The organism is Enterobacter sp. DC4, assembly GCF_000568095.1.
Lineage (GTDB): Bacteria > Pseudomonadota > Gammaproteobacteria > Enterobacterales > Enterobacteriaceae > Enterobacter > Enterobacter pseudoroggenkampii.
Genome location: NZ_AZUB01000015.1, coordinates 59,810 through 71,042, shown reverse-complemented (window position 1 = coordinate 71,042; position 11,233 = coordinate 59,810). Strand labels below are relative to the sequence as shown.

General features: G+C 46.8%; 12 protein-coding genes and 2 pseudogenes. 4 read left to right on the top strand and 10 right to left on the bottom strand.

Features of this window, described 5'->3' with window-relative positions:
- The first annotated feature begins 191 nt into the window (after window positions 1–191).
- Complete coding sequence (locus tag P349_RS00825) at window positions 192–383, top strand: DUF7706 family protein (protein ID WP_032647238.1); 192 nt, start codon at window positions 192–194, stop codon at window positions 381–383.
- A 53-nt stretch (window positions 384–436) separates the two neighbouring features.
- Here P349_RS00825 and P349_RS0124790 read toward each other — a convergent pair.
- The 3 genes and pseudogenes from P349_RS0124790 to P349_RS00835 form a co-directional block, all read right to left on the bottom strand.
- Window positions 437–1,892, bottom strand: a pseudogene (locus P349_RS0124790) (ISNCY family transposase).
- Window positions 1,893–2,097: 205 nt separating this feature from the next.
- Window positions 2,098–2,583 (bottom strand): GNAT family N-acetyltransferase, encoded by a 486-nt coding sequence (locus P349_RS00830; protein WP_032664316.1) that lies wholly within the window; start codon window positions 2,581–2,583, stop codon window positions 2,098–2,100.
- Window positions 2,571–2,837 carry a type II toxin-antitoxin system TacA family antitoxin gene (locus tag P349_RS00835; protein WP_014172304.1) on the bottom strand — a complete coding sequence of 89 codons (267 nt, stop codon included), beginning with the start codon at window positions 2,835–2,837 and terminating at the stop codon, window positions 2,571–2,573. The genes P349_RS00830 and P349_RS00835 overlap by 13 nt, the downstream gene beginning before the upstream one ends.
- 360 nt (window positions 2,838–3,197) lie before the next feature.
- On the opposite strand from P349_RS00835, the pseudogene P349_RS0124785 reads away from it, so the two are divergent.
- The 3 genes and pseudogenes from P349_RS0124785 to P349_RS0124780 all read left to right on the top strand — a co-directional run.
- Window positions 3,198–3,626: pseudogene (locus P349_RS0124785) on the top strand (integrase core domain-containing protein); the annotation flags it as partial.
- A gap of 283 nt (window positions 3,627–3,909) precedes the next feature.
- Window positions 3,910–4,131: a hypothetical protein gene (locus P349_RS00840; protein ID WP_032664313.1), complete on the top strand. Its 222-nt coding sequence runs from the start codon at window positions 3,910–3,912 to the stop codon at window positions 4,129–4,131.
- A gap of 253 nt (window positions 4,132–4,384) precedes the next feature.
- Window positions 4,385–4,579, top strand: coding sequence for a DUF2164 family protein (locus P349_RS0124780; RefSeq protein WP_050597538.1), 195 nt, complete (start codon window positions 4,385–4,387; stop codon window positions 4,577–4,579).
- 128 nt (window positions 4,580–4,707) lie between these two features.
- Here P349_RS0124780 and P349_RS00845 read toward each other — a convergent pair whose 3' ends face one another.
- From P349_RS00845 to P349_RS00875, 7 genes are all read right to left on the bottom strand, one after another.
- On the bottom strand, window positions 4,708–5,220 hold the full coding sequence (locus P349_RS00845) for a chemotaxis protein CheW (RefSeq protein WP_050597537.1): 513 nt from the start codon (window positions 5,218–5,220) through the stop codon (window positions 4,708–4,710).
- A 19-nt stretch (window positions 5,221–5,239) separates the two neighbouring features.
- Window positions 5,240–7,168, bottom strand: a complete 1,929-nt coding sequence (gene cheA, locus P349_RS00850) for a chemotaxis protein CheA (RefSeq protein WP_032664310.1) — start codon at window positions 7,166–7,168, stop codon at window positions 5,240–5,242.
- Between the two features lies 1 nt (window position 7,169).
- The gene (gene motB / locus P349_RS00855) at window positions 7,170–8,069 is read right to left on the bottom strand and encodes a flagellar motor protein MotB (protein WP_071995341.1); all 900 of its coding nucleotides are present in this window, start codon (window positions 8,067–8,069) and stop codon (window positions 7,170–7,172) included.
- A complete protein-coding gene (motA, locus tag P349_RS00860) occupies window positions 8,066–8,956 on the bottom strand; it encodes a flagellar motor stator protein MotA (protein ID WP_032664309.1) in 891 nt (296 codons plus the stop codon). Before motA ends, motB begins: the two co-directional genes overlap by 4 nt.
- Before the next feature lie 122 nt (window positions 8,957–9,078).
- Window positions 9,079–9,636, bottom strand: a complete 558-nt coding sequence (flhC, locus tag P349_RS00865; protein WP_032664308.1) for a flagellar transcriptional regulator FlhC — start codon at window positions 9,634–9,636, stop codon at window positions 9,079–9,081.
- A gap of 12 nt (window positions 9,637–9,648) precedes the next feature.
- Window positions 9,649–9,996: a flagellar transcriptional regulator FlhD gene (gene flhD / locus P349_RS00870; RefSeq protein WP_032664304.1), complete on the bottom strand. Its 348-nt coding sequence runs from the start codon at window positions 9,994–9,996 to the stop codon at window positions 9,649–9,651.
- Window positions 9,997–10,402: 406 nt separating this feature from the next.
- On the bottom strand, window positions 10,403–11,149 hold the full coding sequence (locus tag P349_RS00875; protein WP_032664301.1) for an RNA polymerase sigma factor FliA: 747 nt from the start codon (window positions 11,147–11,149) through the stop codon (window positions 10,403–10,405).
- Between the last annotated feature and the right edge of the window lie 84 nt (window positions 11,150–11,233).

Here is an 11,233-nt window from a genome sequence, read left to right as displayed (position 1 = left end):
CTGTTATTGCAAGATTAAAAAGTCACCTGTTTTAGCCAGTTTGAAATGTCACCTAAAGTGACAAATCTACATGAGTTATCTTTGTCCGTGTTCGGTCAGAATCATCACTTCTTGTTCGATTTTTGATGCAAACCACTCGTTCAGATTCCTGGTGATTGATAGTATTAAAGCTCAACCAGAGAGGGATGCTTATGAACGGTATTGAGAAGTTATTTCTTGAACTGAATGATAAGGAAGCAATGGCGCTGGCTCAGTTTATTAAGCGTCTGACCTGGACTGAGATGAGGGCCTGTGCCATCAGCGATGATGAGACGTATCTTATGAAAGACGCGATCGATAAATTGCAGAAGGCCTTGAGCGAAGAAGGCTACGCACCGCGTTAAACCCTGGTCGTGATTACGGCCAGAGCTTTAGGCTAATCAGGCAGAGCAGGGGGCTAGCGTTTCAAACTGGCCCTAAATTCCTCCGGGTTGGCAAGAACCGGATTAATTGCTCTGAGCTGCTCCTGAATTCTGGCCTGTGCACGTCGTTTGGGCATCTTTTTACTTCGGTCACGTTTACCATCACGTTCAAGTTCATCCATCTTATCCTGAGCCAGTTTCAGTACGGCGCCAAGCCGCTTGTTATCAACAATTTGTCCTTGATCGATGCATTCAAGTTTATCGAAAACCTGATAATTGAGTGATCGGTAGCCATATTTAAACGCCAGTGTGCCATCCGGGTAGTCGTAAACTGTGATTTTTTCGCCCGCAATTCTGGTGTTTTCTTCCGTAGGTTCAACGAGATATATCATCTTATCGTAACGGAATGTCAGCGTTTTGGAGAGTTTTCGTGATTCCTGCCGGGCAAAGGTATCATCCAGATCTTCAGCATTTTCAGCCACCGGCCGGTGCAGGTCTTTGGGGTATTTTGCCGGTCTGGCAAAACGACGATTGAAATCAATAATGAAGGTATCCAGCCAGGCATTGGCATCCTCGATGCTGCTGATGCCTTCAAGCCGCATTTCTTTGATAAGCCGGTCCTGAAGAGTCTGGTTTGCGCGTTCAACGCGACCTTTAGCTTGCGGGCTGTTGGCGCATATCAACTCGATCCCCAGTTCGGAAAGCACCCGGCCGAACTGAGTGGTTCCAGTCGTGGTAGTTCCACCATTATTGACCCTGAAAATGCCGTGCTTATCGCTGTAGAACGCCAGTGGTTTGCCATGCTGCTCAAGATACTCGCGGGTGGCCATCATATAATCAAAGGCTGATTCAGTCTCGCCAAAGCGAAGGTGCATCAGACGGCCAGTAGCATCATCAATGAAGACGAGCAGGCAGCATTTGGGGGCGCGTCCTTCAAACCAGTCATGCGGGGAACCATCGATCTGAACAAGTTCTCCGAGGCAGTCACGCCGGTATCTGGGCTGATGAACACGTGGCCTGCGACGCGAGTATGGGACCCAGAGTCCATCAGCCGTCATCCATTTTCTGAGCGTTTCAACAGACACCGTGATGTTGTGGCGTTCGCGCAATTTTTCTGCGGCAAGCGTTGGTCCAAAGTCGCTGTAGTTATCGTGAAGCAAAGAAAGTACACGCAGCTTCAGTGACTCAGGACACCGTGATGTTGTGGCGTTCGCGCAATTTTTCTGCGGCAAGCGTTGGTCCAAAGTCGCTGTAGTTATCGTGAAGCAAAGAAAGTACACGCAGCTTCAGTGACTCAGGAAGTCTGTGATTACCGGGGCGTCCTCGTCGAAGGTTTGCCAGACCTGCAGCACCAGATTCACGAAAGCGATTCATCAAACGCTGAGTCTGACGTTCGGTCAGAGCAAGTTGATGTGCAGCATCACGACGGCGCATGCGTTTATCGATGACTGCCTGAATAACGTTGATCCGGTTTAGCTCTTTATCTGACATGGTCACAAGCATCCTGATGTCTCCACTGCAATAAGGTTCAATCCTTTATGCCAGAAAAAGTGACATCACTAAATGGGTTAAAAGTGACATCAGAATATTGGAGCCACAAGATTGGTGCGCATAACAAGGATTATGTTAAATATAAATACAATGACATTTAATATCAATGCGTTAGCTAAATGCGAAAGCCTTTCTACCAATGAATCTATTGCGGCAGCTTGAGAAACAGAGTCCGGTCCTGGGTTTGTGATGCCTTAAAACCATGATGAAGATAAAACCCTTTGGCTTCTTCTGTTAGCGCATGAACCATAATTGCACGAACGCCAATATTTTTAGACACACGATAACAGCGCAATACTGCATCGTGCAGTAAATCAGCACCCAGCCCTTGTCCTCGACATGATTCATCAACAGCCAGGCGAGCAAGTATGATTACCGGGATTGGATCTGGCATATTGCGCCGGAGACTTCCCGTCGCTTCTACATGGTTAACGCTACCGGTGGCCAGGGAGTAAAAACCGGCAACCTGTTTGGTGTCTGTTTTACATACAACAAACGTTCTGGCAGCACCAAGGGCCTGATTTTTTAACCCTCGCTGTTTAAGCCAGTCATCGAGAACGACCTCTCCGCTTACGAACTCAGCCAGTTGATGTGAGCTGCATAACGGTTCCGGAGCTGTTACACGTCCCACTGAGGTTTCCTTGCCAGAAGTTTATTGATGGCAGCGTCATCCGCAACTGGCGCATCGAGCATATCGATAAACTCGGCATACTGCTCATCGTTAAAATTAAATACACGTCGATCGAGAATCACATTCTCCGCAGCCTGGCAGGCCATTTCCAGAATGAAATCCGTACGTGATTTATGAAGTATCTCTGCAGCAGCATCGATGAGTGCTCTTTGAGATTCTTTGGCTCTGAGATTGAGTTGAACATCTGATTTCATTAGTGCCCCCCTTGTATAGCAATTGCTTTACGCAGCATAACACAGGAATAATATATATCAAACGCTATACACACTTTCACTCACTGCAGATATGACCCCAAAGCTTCACAGTTTATTAACCACTTGAGTTAAATGCCCTGCCTGCAGACTTCTTTACTCTCTGCAGGCTTCCCGGATTACACATAATTCCCTGACATTACAGCGAGCGCTGCCGGTAAAAATTTCTCAGGGACAAGCAGCATACGCCGATGAATGGTAATCTAGCCTGACATCTGGAAAAATTACTGACGAGAAGGTAGTATTCGGAGCGTCAGCGATCGTCTTGTGGTGGGACAGATTGTTGATTCAGATTACTTTTGTGACCTAACTAACCGTGAGGCGTTGTCGATTGAAATCGATCTGAATCTGCCAGCTCTGCGCGTGATCCGTATACTCGACAGGATCGCAGCAAATCGCGGCTATCCAGTCATGCTACGCATGGATAATGGTCCGGAATTTATCTCACTTGCACTGGCTGAATGGACAGAGCAACACTCAGTAAAACTGGAATTTATCCAGCCGGGTAAGTCGTCACAGAACACTTTTATTGAGCGCTTTAACCGAACATACCGTACAAAAATACTCGATTTTTATCTGTTCAGAACGCTGAATGAAGTGCGGTAAATCACGGAAAGATGAGTGTCAGAATATAACTGTGAACGCCCTCATGAATCACTGAACAATATGACACCAGAGGAATATCGACAGCACCATTATTTGGCCGGGTTCTCAAAAAATGCATGGAACTAAAACGGGTCTATTTACACGAGGTTCATTGATTGACACTGAATGATAACCAGTGAAAGTAAAAGATATTTTCAGTTTGTGAGTTTAGTGTAAGAATTTTATTGCTAACGTGAAAAATATGATGCTAATTTTTCACTTCATGTAAAAATCCATAACGCCCCGAATACTATAATATTGCAAGTCTTCTTTAAAGTTTTATGTTTTATTTAATGTTGATACAATGTTGATTGTTTTAATAAAAAATCACTATACATCTAAGTTAACGGCATGGTGGACAACATAGGGTATGGAAAACACTTACTCAAAATTACAGGCTGCAATACTAATTGGTGATGCCTCCAGTCATCTTTTTTTAAATGACATTAAAATTAACCATGCATCTCTTGCCTCCATTCTCCAGAGCAAACTAGAGCTTGCAATTAAAAACAATGATCATTTGCATGCTGAAATTATCACTTTAGCTATCTCTCTATTGCTGACTAATGATAAGGAGGTCTTTGTTAAATAAATAAAATATTGCTGGATGTCCGAGTTGACAGGCTTTCACATCCGCAGAAGGGATATTTTTTAGAGCTCCGTAATTTCTGTCGGTGCTAATGTCAGGCATATTTACGTCAGCCTGACTTTTCTCCAGTGACCTAAATTGGACTGACCCCGCTCCGGTAAACAATCCTGCACTATGCATTTTGCGTTGACGGGGCCGTGCTGGCACTGCGGGTCCCGAACTGCCGGGTCAACCACCCGACCAGTTAGTGTATCTTATGAAGACATTACTAACATCGCGGTGTATTAATCAACGGGGAGCAGGTCAGTTTGATGCAGAGTTCTTTGCTGATTTTGTTATCGATACCCTGGGGGTGTCGATTTACAACGCCAGTATTGAAGAGGCAATCAAAACGCACATGAAATATAGTGAGCACATTCAGGAAGAAATGGAACTTAAGAGGATACTGTGAAGATTACCGCCGATCTTATGCTGATGCGCAGGGAGTGGTACAACGCTTTCTATTCGCTGGATACAGGTTGACCGTTTTCTGCCTGTAAAATGCCCGGTGAACCTCATCGGGCATTTTGTATTTCAGGGCTATGCGTACTCAGCGCTGGCGACCTGTTCAACCAGCGCCATTTCTGCACTGCTCAATAGCTTTTCAATATCCATCAGAATAAGCATTCTCTCTTCCAGTGCCCCCAGCCCCAGCAGATACTCATTAGAGAGTGCGCCACTAAAATCGGGGGCTGGACGGATTTGTTCAGGCTCAAGCGAGAGGACATCCGACACCCCATCCACCACAATACCCACGACCCGTTTTTCAAGGCTCAACACGATCACTACGGTATTTTCATCAAACGTTGCCGAGTTCAGGTGAAACTTCATCCGCAGATCGACGATGGGCACAATAACCCCACGCAGATTAGTGACGCCGGAAAGAAAGTCGGGGGTGTTGGCGATACGCGTCACCCGATCTCTTTCATAACCACGGATCTCCTGCACCTTCAGGATCTCAATACCGTACTCTTCATGATCCAACGTAAAAACCAGATATTCCTGACCCACGTCTTCACGGACCAGTTGCTTTTGTGCATCAGATAAACTCATGGAACACCTTCTCTTTTAATCAGTTGTCAGCGACGACATTTCTTTTGACAAGCGTACTCAAGGCGGCAACATCGAGGATCAGCGCCACGCTGCCATCACCTAAAATGGTGGCGGCCGAAATTCCGGGCACTTTGCGGTAGTTCTGTTCGAGGTTTTTGACAACGACCTGATGCTGACCAATCAACTGATCGACTAACAGTGCATACCGGTTGCCTGCACTTTGCACAATGACCGCAATCCCTTCTTTCACATCTGACGTATCACCAGCGATACCAAAAATGTGCTGTAACGCAATAAGAGGCAGATACTCTTCGCGTACCTGCACCATCTGTTTACCGCCAGCAATGCAGTAAATGGGCATTTCAGAGAGCATCAACGACTCCATCACGGTACCCAACGGTAGAACGTAGATTTCCTCACCCACCCGCACGGACATTCCGTCGAGGATCGCCAGTGTCAGCGGCAGAATAATCCGGATTGTGGTGCCTCGCCCTTGTTCAGAATGAATGGTGACATGGCCGCCCATTTCCTGAATATTGCGCTTGACGACATCCATGCCGACACCGCGACCAGAAACGTCCGTCACCTTTTCCGCCGTGGAGAAACCCGCCGCGAAGATCAACATCCAGACATCTTCATCGCTCATGTTTTCACTGATGGCCATGCCCTGAGCATGGGCTCTGGCGAGGATTTTTCCCCGATTGAGCCCGGCGCCATCATCAATGACTTCAATGACAATATTGCCGCCATGATGTTCTGCCGACAGGATTAGGTTCCCCTTATCAGGCTTCCCTTTCGCCCGCCGCACATCTGTCGGTTCAATGCCATGATCCAGACTGTTACGTACCAGATGGGTCAGCGGATCGATAATGCGTTCAATCAGACTTTTATCCAGTTCCGCCGATCCCCCCCACAATGTCAGATCCACCTCTTTGTTGAGTTTGCCGGCCAGATCGTGCACAAGTCTCGGGAAACGGCTAAAGACGAACTCCATTGGCATCATGCGAATGGACATCACCGACTCCTGGAGATCGCGCGCATTGCGTTCCAGTTGAGCAATGCTACTGATCAGCGTGTCGTACTGGGAAGGATCCAGCACACTGGATAACTGAGTCAGCATCGCCTGAGTGATAATCAGCTCGCCAACCAGGTTAATAATTTGATCGACCTTTTCCACCGCCACGCGAATACTGCTGCTTCCGGATTCAGGATTGTGTGGATGGCTGGAACTTCTCTCCCGTGCTACTGCCTTACGCGGTACAGCGATCATTTCCGATGGCGAGGTCTCCCCGGAGAGGGTTATCTGATCGGGTTCAAGTACAAAACACATTACCGCCAGAATATCTTCAGTACCGACGGTTGTTTGCAGTGTGAGTTGCACCCCATCCGGCAGCATTTCCAGATCGGAAATTCTGCCAAGATTCGCCAGTTCCTGAACCAATGGTTCACGGTCTTCCTCTTTCAACCTGCTCAGACTCACCCGCAGTCGTGATTCTTCGGAGAGCGGAGTAACCGGTACGGTTGACTTCACATCGCTTTTCGCCACAACCGTTTCCGGATGTTTGCTTTCCAGTGCAATCCGGCGCAATGCTTCACAGATATAATGAAACTTTTCCTGATCCGGCTCTTGTGAGGATTTATAGGCCTCAAGCTGTTCCTGCATGATGTCTTTCCCCTCCAGAAACAGGTTAACAATATCATCGTTCAACTGAAGCGTTCCGCTGCGGGCATCGTCCAGCAGATTCTCCAGAATGTGGGTGGTTTCCTGTAATACAGTAAAACCAAAGGTGCCAGCACCTCCTTTGATGGAGTGAGCGGCACGAAAAATCGCATTCAGGCTTTCCTGATCCGGCGTACCGGGATTCAGTTTCAGAAGGTGGCTTTCCATATCAGCCAGCAGTTCAACCGCCTCATCGAAAAACGTCTGATAAAAATCACTGATATCCATGCTATTGCTTATGCTCAGTTAGCGTTGAAGAAGAATCGCGAGTGGGTGGAACAACCATAGGCTTTAGCAGCACATCTTCCTGAAGCGTCTCTTTCTCTTTTTCAGGACTGAGCACCAGAATACTGATACGCCGATTGATGGGATCATCAGGCCGAATACCCGCCTGACTCATGGTGTCAGCAGTCCCCACGACCCGCAGGAATTTATTGTCGACCAGGCCGCTGTGCACCAGGATCCGACGAGAGGCATTTGCGCGATCAGAAGAGAGCTCCCAGTTGCTATAGCCTGCTTCCCCCCCGGCATAGCGCAGGGAGTCTGTATGACCCGTGATGTTTATACGGTTAGGCAGATCGTTGAGGATGGGCACCAGCGCCTGAAGAATATTCACCATATACGGTTCAGGCGTGATACTGCCGACCTTAAACATGGGTTTGTCCTGGCTATCGGTTATTTGAATCAGAAGACCTGCATCGGTCAGTGAAAGCTGAATGTTCGATTTGAAGTTACTCAAGCGGGGGTCTATCTTGATCAGGCTTTCCAGCTTCTGCTGCGCGCGTTTCAGGCCCGCACGCCCTTTGACTTTATCCAGATTATTGAGCGTTTTCTTCAGTACTTCGCCCTGCTGGCGAACCAGATCTTCTCCTCCCCCCGGGATCACGCTGTCGCTGAGACTGTTTTTATTCCCATGTGCCAGAGAGACTTTCAGCGGCATTTTAAAATAGTCAGCAATCTGCTGACGCTGTTCCGGGCTTGAGGAAGAGAGCAGCCACATCACCAAAAAAAAGGCCATCATGGCCGTCATGAAATCCGCATAAGCGATTTTCCACGAGCCACCATGATGCGCTGCTTTTTTGCTATTGGACTTACGCACCACGACGATTGGGTTGTGGCTTTTCTTCATGACGCGTCATCCACAGCTGGCGTGTCTGAGGAGAGCCTCGCCTGACGAACATGCTTCTCAAGTTCAGCAAAATCGGGACGTTCGGAGGAGTAGAGTGTCTTTCGCCCAAATTCGACGGAGATCTGCGGTGCATAACCATGAAGACTACAAAGCAGCGTCGTTTTAATACACTGCATCATTTTCAGGTGCTCAGCACTTTTCTGCCGTAATAGTGATGCCAGCGGCAATACCAGCCCATAGGCCATCAGGATCCCGAGGAAAGTCCCCACCATTGCGTGAGCAATCAGTGCACCGAGTTCCGCCGCGGGACGGTCAGCCGCAGCCAGGGCATTTACCACCCCCATGACGGCTGCCACGATACCAAATGCCGGTAATGCATCGCCGGTAGTATTGAGGCTGTGAGCGGGGATCTCATGCTCTTGTTCACAGGTTTCGATCTCTTCATCCATTAACGCTTCCATCTCAAAAGCATTCATGCTGCCGCTGATCATCAGGCGCATGTAATCGACGAGAAAATTGATCACCGTAGTATCATTAAGCAACCGTGGATAAGCGGAAAAAATCGCGCTCTCCTGCGGATTTTCAATATCATTCTCCAGGGCCACCATTCCCTGCTGGCGACTTTTCGTCAACAGCAAAAACATCATTGCCAGCAGATCCATATACATCTCTTTGGAGTAGCGAGCCCCGCGAAATAATACCGGAAGTGTTTTAAAGGTGGCACGAATCGCTTTTCCATTATTACCCACAATAAAAGCACCGACCCCTGCCCCACCGATAATCAACAATTCAGCGGGTTGAAAGAGTGCCGCTAAATGCCCTCCTGTGAGGGCAAAACCACCAAAAACCGTTGCAAAGACAACAGCGTAACCAATAATGACCAGCACATCTGCTCCTTAAATTCTCTCACTTTTCCCATGCGTGACAGCCGTCATACCCGCGTGCGAAAAAACGCGTCGCCACAGCGATGGCAATGCGGTTAATAACCAACGTGACTGCTGGTGTTAGCTCATTGTGTTCGTGAAAGTAAACTTTCAGGTATATCCTGAATTTTATTTTTCTTAATTGCCCGTGACGGTGGAAGACACAAACTACAGGTAAAGACGGTATGCGTATGTTCCGGGGTAGTAATAAAACTCCCACCACAAATGCTGCACTGGGTATGTTTTACCATGCCACAGTCAATAAAACGCAATAATGTCCAGGCCCGGGTTAACCCTAACACAGGTCGATCATCCTGCGTTGTCAGGCAGTGATCAAGATAGAGTCGATAAGTCTTCAGCATAATTTCTACTGGACGCCCATAGGCCATTTTTTTCAAATACAGGTAGATATTGTAAAAAATAGATGAATGAATATTTTGCTCCCATGACATATACCAGTCAGGGGAAAACGGCAGCATCCCTTTCGGCGGAGAGCAGCCTTTTAGCTCTTTATACAATTTTAATAGTCGGCGACGACTCAATTTAGTTTCACTTTCAAGCACCTGCATCCTGGCGCCAAAAGAAATTAACTCCATAGCGATCTGAGCATCTCTGATCTCAGCCATGACGCTTTTTTCACACATAATCGTCTCCCTTCAGGATGAAGAAGAGTCTGAACTGGAAAGTGATCCCAGTAACTCTGTGGACAAAATAATTCCCGTGTGAATACGCTGTAAAGCATCAATCCGCGAATCCCTGGTCAGGCAGTCCAGCACCATCTCGTCATCAATACGCAACCGACAGATAAGCTGGCTGGCTGATGAGAGTTTGATAAGTTGTGAGAATGATAAATCTTTAAGAATATCAATGGTGGATTCGTTGAGTCCCAGGCGGAAACCAGCAGAAAACTTATCTTCTTGAATTAACCTCTGCGCAAGCAAGAGATAAGAGAGGTTCATATCATGAATACCCTGAACCTGCTTATCGAACTCTGTTACATTCATTTTGCGTTTGTCTCCAGGAAGGCTTTTGTCATGAAAAGCCCACACTTTAATTACAAAAAATTAACGTATAGCATCTGAATAACCACCTTAAATATGAATCAGTTTTGGAATGGAAAATTATTATCATTTTGATCGACAAATAATTATCATATTAACACATTGTGTTAACATTTTTGCTTCGATCATTATCATGGAATAATTAATTCTATCTAATTTAATTCCGTAAAACAAGTCTGCAAGAGAGTATCTGCCACCTGATAAAATAGTGAATCACCACCTTACAATCATCATACAAAAAGAATAGTATTCAGTAACTTCAGAAAGACATCTTGTACAAAAATATAAATCACATGGTCTTACTTATAGCAAAATCAACTTAACAATGAAGATGTACGATAAACGAGCTCTAAGAGTCAGGCATTTCGACATTCCAGCCACGATTTTCCAGCCGTGCGCGAAGCCTTTTTATCGTCTGGCTATGTAACTGACTCACACGTGTTTCTGTTATACCCAATAATATCCCTACTTCTTTCATGTTTAATTCCTGCTGATAATACAGATTCAACAAAAACTGTTCTCTTTCCGGTAGCTGCTTTATTTCCTGACTAATTTGCTGGGTTAAATCAGCCCGCAGAATATCATTCAACGGATTAGGCTCTTCCCCGTGAAGATGAGAGGATTCAATGGCATCAACCATCTCTTCTTGCAATTCATCAAGAGAGCAGATCAGACTCGTGTTTGTGTCCGATAACATCTTCTGATATTCCTGCAAAGAGATACCCATCTCTTTCGCCACTTCAGCTTCCGTGGCAACCTGTCCGCTGGCTTGTTCTACCCTGGCAATCGCCGAGCTTATCTGACGGGAGTTACTTCTCACCCGACGAGGCGCCCAGTCATGCTCCCGCAACTCATCAATAAAGGCCCAACGTAAACGCTGACTGAGAAAGGTACTCAGCTTAATCCCTTTACGGGGATCAAAATGATCCACCGCATTCAGCATCGCCATGGCCCCCACCTGGATAAGATCGTCAAGTTCCACATTTGGCGGTAATCTGGCCTGTAATTTGAGTGCCTCATAACGGACCAGAGCACCGTATTTCGCCCACAGATCGTCTTTGTTCACTGTACCTGTAGGGCTGTATATCCCGTTCACTTTTCCATTTTCCCGTGTCACTTAAATAATGGAAAATTATTAGCGATCATGCCCCGATCACATAGCGCGATAAGCGCCTGGAAA